This is a genomic window from Flavobacterium panacis (assembly GCF_024649945.1).
Taxonomy (GTDB): Bacteria; Bacteroidota; Bacteroidia; order Flavobacteriales; family Flavobacteriaceae; genus Flavobacterium; species Flavobacterium panacis.
Genome location: NZ_JANKMS010000013.1, coordinates 100,309 through 115,411 on the forward strand (window position 1 = coordinate 100,309; position 15,103 = coordinate 115,411).

Below are 15,103 nucleotides of genomic sequence, written 5' to 3' on the forward strand. Positions count from 1 at the left end.
AAATTATAAGAGAAACTCTTGCTACCTTTGTAGGAAGAGTTTTTTTATTTTATTTATACTTCACAATGCTTGATTATTTAATCGTCGGATCCGGATTGGCTGGAATTTCTTTTGCTGAAATTGCCTTAAAAAACAACAAGTCTATTTTAGTTATTGATGACAAATCACAAAATTCTTCCAGAATCGCAGGAGGATTGTATAATCCCGTAATTTTAAAACGTTTCAGCGAGGTTTGGAATGCAAAGGATCATTTGGTTTTAATGAATGAATTTTATGATCAGGTGGAAGATAAACTGCAGGAAAAATTCAACTTTAAAATGCCAATTCTGAGAAAGTTCTTTTCGATTGAAGAACAAAATAATTGGTTTGCGGCTTCTGATAAAATTAATTTAGCTCCTTTTTTGTCTACAAAACTGATTACTAAAAAATATCAAGGTATTGATTCGCCTTACGATTATGGAGAAGTTTTGCATACAGGTTATGTCAAAACAGGACAATTATTAGAAAGCTACAAAGAATATTTAAAAGAGAATAATTTACTTCTGGAAGAATCTTTTCATAGCTCTTTTTTGGATTTCCCCGATTCAGGAATTCAATATAAAAATATTAAAGCTCGCCATATCATCTTTGCAGAAGGTTTCGGACTGCATAAAAATCCTTATTTTAATTATCTGCCTTTGGATGGAACAAAAGGAGAGTTGTTTTTGATAAAAGCTCCTGGTTTAAAACTAGATGTTATTGTTAATACAAGTGTTTTTATTCTTCCAATAGGAGGTAATTTGTTTAAAGTTGGAGCAACTTACAATTGGCATGACAAAACAGATCTACCAACAGAAGAAGGTAAAAAAGAACTTTTAGATCGTATTAAAGAAATTATTACCTCCGATTTTGAGATTGTAAAACATTTTGCAGGTGTACGTCCAACAGTAGCTGACAGGAGACCAATTATTGGAACTCACGAAGCTTATAAATCTGTTCATCTTCTTAACGGATTAGGAACTCGCGGTGTTATGCTCGGGCCAGCTTTGGCAAAAATGTTGTTTGAACATATCGAATACGGAACTCCAATTGACAAGGAAGCTGATATTAAGCGTTTCCACAAAAGATATTTAAAATCTCTTACTCCTGACCGGCCTTAGGATCATAAGAAACAAACATATTAATATATAAGTTTCTCGAAAGCCGAAGTACAAAAGGAAATAAAACAACTAATGTTAAGATAATTGCTATAAAAGCTTGTTCAATCGTTGCTCCAAAAAAGACAAAAGAAACAATAAAAGCAGCGATTCCGACAGCTACATTTAATCCATAGCTTACATACATTGCGCCATAAAAGAAAGAAGGCTCAATTTGATATTTAAATCCGCAATGGCTGCAATTTTCGTTCATTTTTAGAACCTTGCTCAAATGAAGCGGATTTTTGTCTTCGTACATACTTTCTTTTTGGCATTTTGGGCAGCTTCCTGTTAGAATACTATTTAGTTTAGATCCTCTTTTTAGCATTTTTTGTAGTCTTTAATTATTTTGAATTTATAATTGTGGAATTATAAATGAAGTATAATAGGATTGGACGAAAAGTCTATGCAAATATAAGATATTTTGTATTTAATATCTGTCGAAACCATACGGAATCCTTAAGTTTTCTGAGTTCTTTTTGTGGTAAAAGTGGAGCAAATTGTTTCAATAAAACGAAGTATCAAATTTCCAATTTCGTTTATTTCTGTTTTTAATTTTAAAATATTGTTTAAGCAGCTGCTGTAATTCTAAAACTTCAATTAAAAGTTATACTTTTGCACTTTTAAAATTGTAAGTGGCAATTGGCTTATTTACAGTTTGTTTTTAATTTAATAAATACTAGAGTTAATCTTTAGTTTGCGGTAAAATATTATGCTTAATATACACAATCTTTCTGTTTCTTTTGGAGGAACCTATTTATTTGAAGAAGTTACTTTTCGTTTAGGTGCCGGCGACCGTGTTGGTCTTGTTGGTAAAAACGGAGCTGGGAAATCTACCATGCTAAAAATGCTGGCTGGAGATTTTAAACCAGATTCAGGAGTTATTTCTCAAGAGAAAGATATTAGAATGGGATTCCTTCGTCAGGATATTGATTTTGAACAAGGAAGAACAGTTTTAGAAGAAGCCTATGAAGCTTTTACAGAAATTAAAGTTGTAGAAAAAAAGCTGGAAGAAATCAATCATCAGTTGGTTACAAGAACCGATTACGAGAGCGAAGAATATGCTAAAATCATTGAAGATTTATCTGATTACACGCATCGTTTTGAGCTTTTAGGAGGATATAATTATGTTGGAGATACAGAAAAGATTCTTTTAGGTCTTGGTTTCAAAAGAGAAGTTTTTAATAATCAAACTGAAACGTTCTCTGGAGGATGGAGAATGCGTATCGAGCTTGCAAAACTTTTATTGCAATCTAATGATGTGTTGCTTCTGGATGAGCCAACCAACCACTTGGATATCGAAAGTATCATTTGGTTAGAGAATTTCCTTCGTAATTATCCAGGAGTTGTAGTAATCGTATCGCACGATAAAATGTTTTTGGACAATGTTACCAACAGAACAATCGAAATCTCTTTGGGGAAAGCGTACGATTTCAATAAGCCATATTCTCAGTATTTAGAATTGCGTCATGAAATTCGTGAAAAACAATTAGCGACTCAAAAGAATCAGCAGAAAAAGATTGAAGAAACAGAAAAATTAATCGAGAAATTCCGTGCTAAAGCTTCAAAAGCTTCTATGGCGCAATCATTGATTAAAAAATTAGATAAAGTAGAAAGAATTGAAGTTGATGAAGATGACAATTCGGTTATGAATATTTCTTTCCCAGTTTCAAAAGAACCAGGAAAAGTGGTTATCGAAGCTGAAGATGTTACAAAAAGCTACGGAGACAAAACAATTCTAAAAGACATTAGTTTACTAGTAGAACGAGGAAGTAAAATTGCCTTTGTTGGACAAAACGGGCAAGGAAAGTCAACCTTCATCAAAGCATTAGTAAACGAATTTGAATATCAAGGAAATATCAAATTAGGACATAACGTTCAGTTAGGGTATTTTGCTCAAAATCAGGCAGAGCATCTTGATGGCGAAATTACTTTGCTGCAGACTATGGAAGATGCGGCTACTGACACTAATCGTATGAAAGTACGTGATATGTTAGGAGCGTTTTTATTCCGCGGAGACGATGTGGAGAAAAAAGTTAAAGTGCTTTCTGGAGGAGAACGTAACCGTTTGGCACTTTGTAAATTGTTGTTGCAGCCAATCAACGTATTGCTGATGGATGAGCCTACCAACCACTTAGATATTAAATCTAAAAATGTATTGAAAGCGGCGCTTCAGAAATTTGGAGGTACATTATTGCTAGTTTCTCACGACAGGGATTTTCTTCAAGGAATGTCAAATATTGTTTACGAATTCAAAGATCAAAAAATTCGCGAATATTTGGGAGATATCAACTTCTTCTTAGAACAACGTAATATGGAAAATATGCGTGAAGTCGAGAAAAAAGATGTTGTAAAAACAGCTGCTCCAAAAGAGAAAGAAGTAAGTAAACTTTCTTACGAAGATCAGAAAAAAGGCAAAGCGCTTCAAAACCGATTAAGTAAAATCGAAAGTCAGATTCAGCAATTGGAAAAAGACATTCAGCATAACGATAAAATGCTCGAAACTAATTATGATAAGCATATCGAAGACGCATCGTTTTTTACAGCCTACAATAAAAAGAAAGCAGATTTAGAACAATTATTAATGGATTGGGAAATTGTTCAGGAAGAGATTGATAGTTTTAATACCTAGTTTGCAGTCGCAGATTTCAGTCTCATTTTAAATAAAATATCTACAGACCTTTGTCAAAGTTTCAAACTTTGACAAAGGTTTTTTAGCTTAAAAACATCAAGAATATTATTGTGAAGTTTTAATCTGAAACAAAAAACTACTGAATAATCCCAATAGATCTTGAATGTTCAATTGCCTTGCTGCTTTCTTTAAAATAACAGACTGAAACATTCAGGCTTTCTAAATTCTTTAAAACTCTAAGAACCTCTTTTTTCTGGGATTTTCCCGTTTGCCTAATATAAACAGCAATTACTGTTACAGGGAATATTTTACAGATTCTTTCATACAGAAACGGATCATGTTGTGAATCATCTCCCATCAAAACATATTTTAGGGTAGGATAAAATTCTACAACATGTCTGATTTTTTCAAATTTATGGTCGTGATTTCCTCTTCCGCTCATAAAGAAATCGGTAATTCCTCGTTTGATGTCTTTTAATAAAAAAACAGCTTTTGGAAGTTTGTTTATCTTGGTAAATTTTGCAATAAATCGATACAAGTTCCATTCACTGCTGGATATGTAGAAAAAAGCGTTTACTTCTTCTGTATTTTGTCTTCCAGCCGAACTTAAAGCCTGATAATGCGGAACAACATCCTTAAAAACTTTACGATCGTTTACATTTCTAAACAATAAAATATAAAGTTTTCTGAAGAAGTTATTGGTGTGCGAAATAAGGAAAGTGTCGTCGATATCAGAAATGATTCCAAGTTTTCCTTTGTGAGGTCTAATAAAACTGCCTTTGCATGTTACGGTTTCATTTCCATATTTCAAGCTAACTTCATAAGGCATCCAGCCAAAATGAGTTTCTTTTTCTAGCGGAATGCAGAAATTGAAATAACCATCATCTAAAGTTTTGGTGTGAATGATTTCGTTGTTGTAATGCAGATAAACATCAAAGTTTTTAATGGTTTTTATCCTGAACAATTTAAGAATTGAGGTGGCATTTTTTAATTTCTTTCTCTCAAAATCATAATTGTGTTCTCGTTTTAAAACATGCCCCATCACAATTAATTCCTGTTCATTTGCATAACCGCGATATAATTGTAGAATTGGTTTCATTAATTACGTATATTTAGGTAACTGTAATTTACTTAATATAATTGGTTTTAAAAATAGAATTGTGAAAAAGAATATCATATTTGTTGTAAATCCGATATCGGGAGACCTTGATAAATCGGAGTTGATTGAGTCTGTTCAGGAATTTGCAACTACTAATCATTTTAATTTAGAGGTTTATGAGACAACTGGGAAAAATGATGTAAAGGAAATACAATCTTTGTATAATCAGCAACAGCCTGAAAGGATTATTGTAGCGGGTGGCGACGGAACTATAAAAATGGTTGCCGAGGCAATGGAAGATCAGGATGTTATAATTGGGATTTTACCTGCAGGTTCAGCAAATGGACTTTCGGTAGATTTGAATCTTCCTGCTGGAATTGAAGAAAACCTGAAAATCGCATTTCTCCATCATTATATAGAAATGGATATGATTTGCATCAACGGCAAAAAAAGTATTCATTTAAGTGATCTTGGTTTGAATGCGAACTTGGTAAAAAATTACGAACAAAGCGATGTTCGTGGTTTTTGGGGATATGCCTTACAGGCGTTTACTACTTTAAAAGAATCAGAAGATCCATTTGTGGCAACCATTTGTGCAAACAATAAAACGGTAGAACATGTGGCCAGAATGATTGTAATTGCCAATTCGCAGAAATACGGAACAGGAGTAATTATAAATCCGAACGGTGCTATGAATGACGGAAAGTTTGAATTGGTCATTTTAAAAAGCTTGGATTTATTATTAATCGGAAAAATAATTACCGGAAATATGCCAATTGACTCCGACGATATTGTAATTATTTCGACAGATAAAGCCGAAATTAAAACCGATTATCCTGTAAACTTTCAAATTGACGGAGAATATTGTGGCGCACAGACTTCTTTGGAAATTCATATTCTCCATAAACAAATGAAAATCGCTGTTCCTTGATTTTATGGGATTTTGAATTATGTCGCTCTTTTGAGCTTTTATAACTTTAAATTATAGGATTTCTATAAATATTCCGCTCTTCCAGAGCTAAAAAAAGCTCCGTTAGGAGCGAAATTGTTTATAGACGATATTTATCACAGGTCACAAAAGCTCCAGCGGAGCGACACATTTTTTTATTTAAAGGGATTTCTTTCCTGCCATTCGGTTTTGGGTTCTAGATAATTGAAAAACCTCGAAATATTGTGATTGATCAAAGCATTGCTATGTGTAATTAAACCGTACATTTTTACAGGTTTTGCACCAACAGAGCTTTTAATTTCAAGCGCCGTTCTGGCAAAAACAATTTCTCGAAATCCTTTTTTGATAGAATAGGCAATCATATCATAAAGCATGTTGAGATAAAGCATTTTTTCACGCTGAACACTTTCGTCGTAACCTAAAAAATAAGTATCCATGACATCGCCGTTTTTGATTAAAGTATTGAATCCAATTAATTTTTCATCTAGAAAATAACCATAAAGAAGAAAGTTTTCTCCCATGATTTCTTTAAAAAAACTAAAGTGATTTCGAGCCAGAAAAAAAGTATTGAAAGGTGCGTTTTTGGCGACATGAAAATACAAATCGTAAATTACATCTTCATATTGCTTAATGTCGTTTAGAGTCATTTTTTGCTTTACAATTCCTTCCGATTTTTTACGCGCACGTTTGTACTGGTCACGATATTTTTTGGATAAAGCATCAATATAATCCTGTTCTGTTTTCCAGTTTTCATTGATTTCAAAAATCATATTCGGTTGTGTCGAAAACGTATAGTTGTTTTTGAATTCAGCTTGAAGCGGTTCAATTTCTTTTGCCGTAAAATCTTTTATGCTGGTAATATGAACTTTCTTTCCGCTTTCTTTTAAATCTTTTTTAAGCTGATTAATCGCTTTATGAAGCGTTTTAATTGCTTTTGATTCTTTTATTGTTTTGTCAAAAATAAATGCATTCTGACCAGTAAGCATGTTGTTTCCGACGAATAAAACGTGCGAAGCAAAATTCTTTAAAGCAAAATTACGAACGGAAGTTTTTAAACATTTATCGCGTTCGCCAAAAGACTCGAGTTTTTCTGCAAATAAGAACTGCGTTAAAACAATTCCGATTAGTTTTTTTTCTTCAAAAAGACCAATAAAATGGCAAGTCATATTTACTGGAGAAGAATTTTCCAGAACTTCAAGATATTCCCGTGTTAAAAAAATATTGTCAACAGCAAGCGAATTCCATTCTAAAGGCAGTAATGAAGCGCTTTTGTAAATCTGGAAAGAATAAGTTGTATTCAAGAGAGTGAACTAATTTCGTCAAAATTAGATAATATTTATAATAACTCACTTGCTTTAAGTTATTATTAAGAAAACCCGTTTGAGTTTTAAATCTAAACGGGTTTTTGATTGTAGTTTTTTATGCAAATCCGCATACAATTCCGCCCATTAAAGTCAAAATAATAAGCCAGTAACCAGTATGAATAAAAATATATTTCCAAGATTTTCTTTCGAATAAGCCATTAATTCCGATTAATGGAAACGCAAAGAACAAACCAGACATAAATCCGTGAAGAGCTCCATGTTTAAAAGTTCTGTAAGCCATTCCGTAATCAGCCATAAAAGCAGCAAAAGAAGGTTTTGCGCTATCGATCAATGGTGGGCCTCCAACCATTCCGATTGCGCCAGATTGATGAATTGTTAGCGACATTAAAGTCATAGTGATCATCAAAGAAAAAATATACGTTAATCCGAAAATTTTGAGCATATTTCCTTTCCTTAACTCTTCTTGAGTCAAATTATTTTCTTTCATCCAGATAGTTCCGAACACTTTTGGGCTATACCAAATAAAGCCTACAACAAGTGTGACGATTGCGGCTAAAAGTAATGCGACGAAGTTAATTTTCATAATATGAGGTTTTTAGAATTAGTTGATTCAAATGTAGCTAAAAAAGTAATACCGCATTATTAATTTAAAAAGAGGGATAAATCGTGCTAATAAAATTTTTATTAACAGTTTATCGATATTAAGTGCATGTTATCTATGAAATATATAACTTAGTACCCGAAAAATCTTGCATTACGAAATATGATGATAACTGGTTTTTTGCTCTAAACGCTGAAAAATAAATTACAATTGTTGCCCAAAAATTAATCGTGCTTATGAATGAATTTTACACTCGTTAAAAAAGTTGATTAAATATATTTAGTTAATTGCTGAAACCGTAATTCGTTACGGTTTTTTGCTTTTTAAGAAGTTAAGATTCTTGAAAAAAAATAACATTTAATTTAGAAATGAATTCTTTATGTTTGTCTAAAATTTTATAACTTTAATACAAGTATTTAAAGAAGCAAAGTCTTTATAAACTGCGCTATTACTAATCTTAATAAACAGAAATTATGACACTACAATATCAAGGTGAGCAATACGGAAACAAGACCACTTTTACTATTAGAATTATTGGAAATAATTTATCAAAAAGCAGTTCAAATTACCAAATTGATCTTTTGGTAGGAGACAAAAAGCTGCCAACTTTTACAACTGAAATTCATCAAAGTCTTTCTAATTGTTTAAAAGAGGTTTATTTGTTCAGAAAACATAACGGGATTCAATTTGATGAGGCAACAGAAAAAATCGTTTCACTTTTTGTTCCTTATGACGAAGTGTTGTACAACTATAATAAATATACTTTGTTTAGAGCATAATTTTTCTCAAAATAAGAAGAAAAAAGACCATTTGAAAAGATGGTCTTTTTTTTGTTTAAATACAAAATCAGACAAGAAATAATTGCAACTTATACTTTATGAAAAGATTAATCGTATTATCACTTTTTTATACTTTACTTTCATGTACCAATAAGAGAAATATAGATGTTTCCGGTTATGCCTATAGTAACGACAGTATTATGATTGCTGATAGTGAAAATGAAATCCTTAAAATTAAAGCAATCGGAAATGAGGATGGGAGGAAATTATGTCCTGTAAATGAATCTGAAGTAAAAATTAAATCTTCGGAAGTAAAATTGAAGGTAAAAATAGATTCGTCGGAAATAGTGGTATTAGACACCGTTTTAATAATACCTGAGCACTACACAAGACCATTTATAACTTTTGTATATCCTTCATCAAAAACTAAATCCAAGAGAATGGTATTGATGGGAGATGAATCAATGTTTCCAAAAGATTAGTTTAGGACTGAGTTTCTTTAAACACAGACACTTTTTTGAAAAACAAAAAGCTTCAGATTTCTCTGAAGCTTTTGATTTGTTAAGTAGTCCGTGGGGGAATCGAACCCCCCTTACCAGGATGAAAACCTGGCGTCCTAACCGATAGACGAACGGACCTGCTTTGTTATTGCGGGTGCAAAAGTGCAACTATTTTTGTAATGCACAAAATGATTTTGGAAAAAATTTCATTTAAATTTTTATGAATTGTTGTCTTTTGAAATAATGAATCTTTGTTTTTTTTGTGTTAATGATGTTGTATTTGCTTGAATTATAATTTGTTGTTTTGAGTTTAAAAATGGAATCGCTAGGTTTTTACTAAAGAAAAAAAATGATAAAAAATTTTAGTTTTAGTGCTTAAATTTTGTTTTGAAAGAATATTCTCTTGCTTTTTATTCTTCGAATTTAAAAAGTACAATCAAAAAAGTGTTCAAATTGCCTTGGTTTTGTTTCAACTTTTTGATGTAAATGAGTTTTTGATATAAAAAAAGCCGGCAGAATCTATTGGATATCCGCAGGCTTTATATGTTTTGTAATGACATAATGACTAGAAAAATACTTTTTTGGTTATGGTAGTTCCATTATCCAATATTGTTTTTACCAGTAAAATTTGAGCATTGGCTTGGATACTACTGATTTCTAAATCAGAAGTACTGATTTTTTGTTGATTGTAAAGCAGTTTTCCGGTAATGTCAAAAATAGAGACTTCATTTAAAAGTGCATCACGAGATTGTAAACTAATGATTTTATTTTTTGAAGCTACGGTCAATGGTTGAGATATAATACCAGATTCAGGTATTCCCAAGTTTTGATCTTCAGTGTATCGCATTTCAAAGCGATCATTGAAAACCCCTATTTCGGTAGAGAAGGTGTAGCCGCCGTCTCTGAGGTTGTGAATGCTCCCAGTCTCTTTATCTACAATGTAAATATCCTTAGTGGCCAAATCACCATCTGAATTATCGATAGAGATTGTAAGATCTCCCGTAACAGCTGATCTGTACCCTAATGGAACAATATCTGATAGCTCAAGTGGTAAAGCGCGTCCTTGAATGACTAATTTTTTTCTGTCGTTTATGCTGTAAAAATCGGCAGGTTGATAAGCATCCAATGATATTGCATCATATTTAACATCCCATCCGTTGGTGGCTCCTGCAATATATCCAATTAAAAGCTGTTTATAGATACCGTCTGTACTGGTTAAATTAAGCCAAACACGATGCCTGTCTGCAGCCGCATTGATAGATTTAGAAAGACATACTTCTTTAAAGTTTTCAAAGGAAGATCCTGAAGGAGTAGCAGCGTACTGAGCTGTCGTAGGGTGTAGCAAAAGAAAAAGTTGTACTGTTGTAAACAGTGCAGATGAAAAGTAAAGTTTTTTCATAATCTGATAATCTAAAAATTAATAAATAAGCGGTCTTCAGGGACCTTTTTTATTAAATTTTAAACATCTTCAATAGAGAAGTATAAACATTACCGTTAGGCATTGAAACTTTGAAAAGAATGAAATGACGTTTGAGTAGTTTTTTTTCTATATTGAAAATTTTAAAATTTATACTGAAATACTAATTTTCTAAAGACAAAAAACAGATGTGAGTATCCAATCATATATAGATTTTATGTATTACATCGGTTTTTTTGGTCGTTTATCGATAGTATTTTACTTAAAGGTGGGAAATTATTCATAATACAAAAAATGAAGAATTTTAATTTAGAAGCAATAGTAAGCCTTGCAGGAATATATTGTCTGTTTTGTTATATTCAATTCCTGAAAGTTTTATTTTATGCCTTTATTATCGTAAGAATTTCTTATAAAAATTAAATAGATGTTTCGCAACTTTGTGCTGGAACACATGAGAATTCTAAAAGTCTAATTGTCGGTCTCCAAAATAGAAGGGATTTGGGTAACTAAGAAAAAATGAAATACCATGAAATTACTACTACGGATAATCTTTTTTATTGGAGTGTTTATCTTGTTTTTAAGCTATTTTTTAGTTCCGTATAAAGTCAATGAAGGAGATTGTATTGTGATTGACGAAGATGTTTTGGCTTTTCTGAAAATGCTATATACCATTACGAGTATTATTTTTGGATGTTTGCTTTTTGCATTTTTGAAAGTTGATAAAAACAAAATCTACAGCATTCTTTCTTTTATTTTGCTAATGATAAGTTTAGTCTTTTTGGGTAAAATGCTTTTTTATTTTGATAGATTTCTTGGTTGATGTTGTTTTGAAATACAAAAAAGGAGAAAATAAAAAAGCTCCAGATTTCTCTAAAGCTTTGTTTTAATGGCAGGAAAAGGATTCTGAGCTTTTTCGTGTTTGTAAACCAGTATGATTTCGCTTAATAGTAAATTATAATTCCATATGTAATATAGGGTATTCTTTGCCTTTTTCATCAAGCGCTGATCTTTTTACTATTTTGAAACCTACATATTTGTAGAAGTCAACCGCTTGCGTATTCTGCTCATTCACATCAACTTTATTTGTTTTTAAAGTGCTTATTGCGAATGTGATCAATTTTTTTCCTATTCCATTTCCGCGAAAATTATTATCAATAAATAGCATTTCAATATTTTCTTTTGAAGTTCCTATAAAACCAACCAATATTCCTTCTTTCTCAAATCCAAATAAGGCAACATGTTCAAAATAGGTAGGAAGCATTTCTTTGTAGTATAAAAAATCTTCCTCTTTAAGAAAATCATGTGTGTTAAGTACGGCACTTTGCCATATTTCCATTAATCGCGGATAATCTATCTCTGTAATTTCTCTAATCATAATTGTAAAATTAAATGTGCAAAGAGCTAAACTTGTAAAAAGATAACACTGAGCCTAAGTTAAAAAAAAGCGTCGGAGTATTCCTTCGGCTGGCGCGGGCGTCTTGCTTGTAAACGCAATGAAATTCATAAAAATATAAACTTAAACAAACAAGCTCCAGATTTCTCTGAAGCTTGTTTGTTTGAATTTTATAGAGATTGTGATTTAAATCTTAAATAAATTATTTATTCATTAGTTTTTCGAGTCTAAGCATCATTTCATCTTTCTCTTTAAGCATACGTTCAAACAAAGCAATTTTCTCTTCATGAAGTTTTTTAATCTCCTCAATCGGATTATTATTAAAAACTTCAATTCTATTATTGAACATTGCATTGTCCGAGAAGCTGCACGAAATTAAATTCACCGCCTGTTCCTCATCAAAATTTTGAAAAGCTTCAACAGGAATTTTTAAGGAATTTGAAATTTGTCTTAACAGGTTTTCCTCAATGACATCTTTTTGTTCCAGCATTGAAATTTTCTTCTGATTCCATTCTTCACCTAGATCATAAGCAAGAGCTTCTTGTTTGATGCCAAGCATTTCTCTGAAACGTTTTACGTTTCTTCCCTGATGAATTTTCTGTTCCATAAATAAATCTTGAATTTCTGAAGGCTCAAAGATAAAGCCAATTGGATTAAAAAACCTGAATTTCAAAGATAAAAAAAAATATTCCGTACAAGATTTTTTTGTCAGATATTATATCTAAATCAGGAATAATTTATCTGTGAAAGTAATGGTGAAAAAATACAAAAGCTGTAATAAATAATGTAGCTTTTTTATATTTACAAAAAAACAAGTCAATCTTTACAGATTGCAAATCCGCGCTATCAAAAATAGTAGCTGTGCAAAGTAATGAGGCTTTGCCAAAAAAGGTTTTAAAATTATGGATATAAATGATTTAAAAGAACGATATAACGAAGATGTAAATTCGGTTTCAAAAATTCAATCAATGTTTGAAGAGCGTAAAATAGTTAACCTAAATTCTGCTTGTAATATATTGTGGAATAAACATGAGACTTTTTTTGTTTTTGAAAACGCAAATAAAAAATTAGAGGCTAAAAATCATCTAATCATTAATGGCTTATTGGATGAATTCAAGGTTTTAAATTTTAATGCTCGATTATTTGATCATGGGTTACGTCATATTTGTTATGCCGTATTAAGTGATAATGAAGAATTGATACAGCGATATTCAAAATTGCGATATTATCGAGGTGAAAATGCACCGTTCAGTATGGATGAAATGGTTGCATTGGGGGAATCGCCCATCTGGTGTAATACAATTCAGTTTTTCATGGCAAACGATCATAATGGAATTGAAAAAAATTTAAACATTATTGAAATAAAATCTTTAAAGAAATTACCCAAAAAAGAATTAGGATTGTTAGATGATTATGAATTTTACAAAGCACTTTACAATGGAGATAAACCTAAAATGGAAGAAGTTTTAGAAAAATTAACAAGTCATAAAATTCATAAACAAAGAAATGAAGACAATGTCCTAAATAAATTTATCTCTTTGCCTGCTTTGGGGTATGCAAAGTTGGCTTGGCGAAAAGGTATTGAGGTAGAGGTAAAAAGTGAATTGGTTCCAAAAGAGCTTCTCTCTATTCAACCTCTAGATAACTATAAAATTCCATATGATTTTTTAAAATAAGATATTTTGTGCATAAACACCATAATTGAAATTAAGTCTGGTTAAAAAAGTCAGTTTTCTGTTTTGGTTTCCCCATTTGAAAAATCCATAATAAACTTAATAGGATCTGCAACAAACTTTAAAGCACTGCTATTTTCAATACTTGGCCTAAAATTATTTATTTGAGGCTCAAATAAATTTTCATTTTGGTCTAAAATTAGAAAATCAAATTCTCTGCAAATTTCCAGAAAGGGTAGAAGAAAAGAATCAATTTCTCCTCTTAAATCGAGTCGAAACCTAATATGAACAATTAAATTTTTGTCTAAGTTGTAAGTAATACCAATATCCGATTTATCACTAGGACCCCAACTTTGAAATTGACTCATATTCCATGATCTTTCGATAAAAGAATCTAGTTTGCCGAAGAAAAAGTCTTTATCAATGCACAAAATACTTGACCAGTCATCTTCATAAAGATCTACTTGATTACTTTTGGAATATTCATAAAAACTCCTTGGAATTGCGTTATAGTGCACTTGCCAAACTGCCATGTAATTTTTATCTAAAATTTATTTTTCGTTTTAATCAGGATCTACAGTTATTCCTATTCTAACTGCGTATTTCATTCCTATTTCAGTAAGCTTTATAATTTTGTTTATCTGAGTTTGAGTTTCCTCATTTAAATCATTGTAGTAATCAGTGTTTAAAATTTTATTTAAAAAATCATTTAATAGAAATGGGTTTATTGTATTTTCCCATGACGATAAGAATACTCGACGATCTTCAGGATTCGATTTTTCATAATAAAAATTAAAGGGAAATTTTTCTATTTCCTTTTCTCCGTAAAATTGTTTTAACTCAATACTCTCATTTGTTATTAGATCATAAAACTCCCAAGACAATTCAAAGAGATAATTATTATTCTTGTATAATTCATCATAGTAATCCCAATGAAATTCATCTCCTGCTATAGTAAAGTCTGCGATTGATTGTATGTTTTCCAAATCCTCTTTGAAAACATAAAATTCTTTTTTGGGTAATTGTAAATTAAGTGTTACTGGCATAAAATTCGATTTAAATCAATTAGATCTTTTTTTCTTTTTAAAAGCTTTTTATTTGATATAATGTCCGTTATATTTAAATAGTTTATCGAGTGATTATTAATAACTATATTTTTTTTATTTTTAAAACTTTCCTCAAAAGACAAGCCGTTCATTTGTGATATGAATTCTATTTTGCAATTTTTTTTTATAGTTTTAATGTAAAAATTATCCTCTATTATTGTATCATTTAAAATTCCTGATTTTTGAAGTTTCTCTATATTTTTCTCCTCATTATCAATCCAAATATCTAAATCATTAGGAAGTCTTTTAAAACCATTAAATAGAATTGCCCATCCACCAACTACTAGGTAATTAATAGAATGATTAAATAAAATCTCTATCGTTTCAAGATGTTCCTTTCTCATTAAAATATTGTTACAATGATACATTATTGTTTAAAATGCATTGGTTTAGGATCTGCAATAAAAATGATTGCGCAAACATGATGCAAAGTCAAAGTTAAAGAATAATAAAT

General features: G+C 31.0%; 17 protein-coding genes and 1 tRNA gene. 7 read left to right on the plus strand and 11 right to left on the minus strand.

Annotated features, from left to right (window positions below):
- Positions 1–65 precede the first annotated feature (65 nt).
- A complete protein-coding gene (locus NQQ59_RS22405) occupies positions 66–1,139 on the plus strand; it encodes an NAD(P)/FAD-dependent oxidoreductase (protein WP_144215260.1) in 1,074 nt (357 codons plus the stop codon).
- Here NQQ59_RS22405 and NQQ59_RS22410 read toward each other — a convergent pair.
- Entirely contained in the window at positions 1,120–1,503 is a 384-nt protein-coding gene (locus NQQ59_RS22410; protein WP_144215259.1) for a DUF983 domain-containing protein, read from the minus strand. The two genes, NQQ59_RS22405 and NQQ59_RS22410, sit on opposite strands and share 20 nt — an antisense overlap.
- Positions 1,504–1,887: 384 nt before the next feature.
- Here NQQ59_RS22410 and NQQ59_RS22415 point away from each other — a divergent pair, with 384 nt between their 5' ends.
- Entirely contained in the window at positions 1,888–3,807 is a 1,920-nt protein-coding gene (locus tag NQQ59_RS22415) for an ABC-F family ATP-binding cassette domain-containing protein (protein WP_144215258.1), read from the plus strand.
- A 136-nt stretch (positions 3,808–3,943) separates the two neighbouring features.
- On the opposite strand, the gene NQQ59_RS22420 is transcribed toward NQQ59_RS22415, so the two are convergent.
- Positions 3,944–4,906: an App1 family protein gene (locus NQQ59_RS22420; protein WP_144215257.1), complete on the minus strand. Its 963-nt coding sequence runs from the start codon at positions 4,904–4,906 to the stop codon at positions 3,944–3,946.
- A 61-nt stretch (positions 4,907–4,967) separates the two neighbouring features.
- On the opposite strand from NQQ59_RS22420, the gene NQQ59_RS22425 reads away from it, so the two are divergent.
- Positions 4,968–5,837, plus strand: a complete 870-nt coding sequence (locus tag NQQ59_RS22425; protein WP_144215256.1) for a diacylglycerol/lipid kinase family protein — start codon at positions 4,968–4,970, stop codon at positions 5,835–5,837.
- A gap of 173 nt (positions 5,838–6,010) precedes the next feature.
- On the opposite strand, the gene NQQ59_RS22430 is transcribed toward NQQ59_RS22425, so the two are convergent.
- Together NQQ59_RS22430 and NQQ59_RS22435 are read right to left on the minus strand one after the other, a co-directional pair.
- Entirely contained in the window at positions 6,011–7,156 is a 1,146-nt protein-coding gene (locus NQQ59_RS22430; RefSeq protein WP_144215255.1) for a GNAT family N-acetyltransferase, read from the minus strand.
- 118 nt (positions 7,157–7,274) lie between these two features.
- On the minus strand, positions 7,275–7,763 hold the full coding sequence (locus NQQ59_RS22435; RefSeq protein WP_144215254.1) for a DUF1761 domain-containing protein: 489 nt from the start codon (positions 7,761–7,763) through the stop codon (positions 7,275–7,277).
- Between the two features lie 491 nt (positions 7,764–8,254).
- Here NQQ59_RS22435 and NQQ59_RS22440 point away from each other — a divergent pair, with 491 nt between their 5' ends.
- Positions 8,255–8,560: a hypothetical protein gene (locus NQQ59_RS22440; protein ID WP_144215253.1), complete on the plus strand. Its 306-nt coding sequence runs from the start codon at positions 8,255–8,257 to the stop codon at positions 8,558–8,560.
- A gap of 98 nt (positions 8,561–8,658) precedes the next feature.
- A complete protein-coding gene (locus tag NQQ59_RS22445; RefSeq protein WP_144215252.1) occupies positions 8,659–9,042 on the plus strand; it encodes a hypothetical protein in 384 nt (127 codons plus the stop codon).
- Between the two features lie 84 nt (positions 9,043–9,126).
- Here the strand turns inward: NQQ59_RS22445 and NQQ59_RS22450 are convergent.
- Positions 9,127–9,198, minus strand: a tRNA-Glu gene (locus tag NQQ59_RS22450).
- A gap of 427 nt (positions 9,199–9,625) precedes the next feature.
- Positions 9,626–10,459: a T9SS sorting signal type C domain-containing protein gene (locus NQQ59_RS22455; protein WP_144215251.1), complete on the minus strand. Its 834-nt coding sequence runs from the start codon at positions 10,457–10,459 to the stop codon at positions 9,626–9,628.
- A gap of 544 nt (positions 10,460–11,003) precedes the next feature.
- On the opposite strand from NQQ59_RS22455, the gene NQQ59_RS22460 reads away from it, so the two are divergent.
- Positions 11,004–11,297: a hypothetical protein gene (locus tag NQQ59_RS22460; protein ID WP_144215250.1), complete on the plus strand. Its 294-nt coding sequence runs from the start codon at positions 11,004–11,006 to the stop codon at positions 11,295–11,297.
- Positions 11,298–11,429: 132 nt separating this feature from the next.
- Here the strand turns inward: NQQ59_RS22460 and NQQ59_RS22465 are convergent, their stop codons facing one another.
- Together NQQ59_RS22465 and NQQ59_RS22470 are read right to left on the minus strand one after the other, a co-directional pair.
- Entirely contained in the window at positions 11,430–11,852 is a 423-nt protein-coding gene (locus NQQ59_RS22465; protein ID WP_257698435.1) for a GNAT family N-acetyltransferase, read from the minus strand.
- Positions 11,853–12,072: 220 nt separating this feature from the next.
- Positions 12,073–12,477 (minus strand): helix-turn-helix domain-containing protein, encoded by a 405-nt coding sequence (locus NQQ59_RS22470; RefSeq protein ID WP_144215248.1) that lies wholly within the window; start codon positions 12,475–12,477, stop codon positions 12,073–12,075.
- A gap of 295 nt (positions 12,478–12,772) precedes the next feature.
- Here NQQ59_RS22470 and NQQ59_RS22475 point away from each other — a divergent pair, with 295 nt between their 5' ends.
- Entirely contained in the window at positions 12,773–13,546 is a 774-nt protein-coding gene (locus NQQ59_RS22475) for an immunity 49 family protein (protein ID WP_144215247.1), read from the plus strand.
- Positions 13,547–13,596: 50 nt separating this feature from the next.
- Here NQQ59_RS22475 and NQQ59_RS22480 read toward each other — a convergent pair whose 3' ends face one another.
- Genes NQQ59_RS22480 through NQQ59_RS22490 form a run of 3 tightly spaced genes read right to left on the minus strand, consistent with a single transcriptional unit; the run spans position 13,597 to position 14,993 of the window.
- Positions 13,597–14,076, minus strand: a complete 480-nt coding sequence (locus tag NQQ59_RS22480; RefSeq protein WP_144215246.1) for a hypothetical protein — start codon at positions 14,074–14,076, stop codon at positions 13,597–13,599.
- 30 nt (positions 14,077–14,106) lie between these two features.
- Positions 14,107–14,589, minus strand: coding sequence for a hypothetical protein (locus NQQ59_RS22485; RefSeq protein ID WP_144215245.1), 483 nt, complete (start codon positions 14,587–14,589; stop codon positions 14,107–14,109).
- Positions 14,580–14,993 carry a hypothetical protein gene (locus NQQ59_RS22490; protein ID WP_144215244.1) on the minus strand — a complete coding sequence of 138 codons (414 nt, stop codon included), beginning with the start codon at positions 14,991–14,993 and terminating at the stop codon, positions 14,580–14,582. The genes NQQ59_RS22485 and NQQ59_RS22490 overlap by 10 nt, the downstream gene beginning before the upstream one ends.
- Positions 14,994–15,103: the final 110 nt, after the last annotated feature.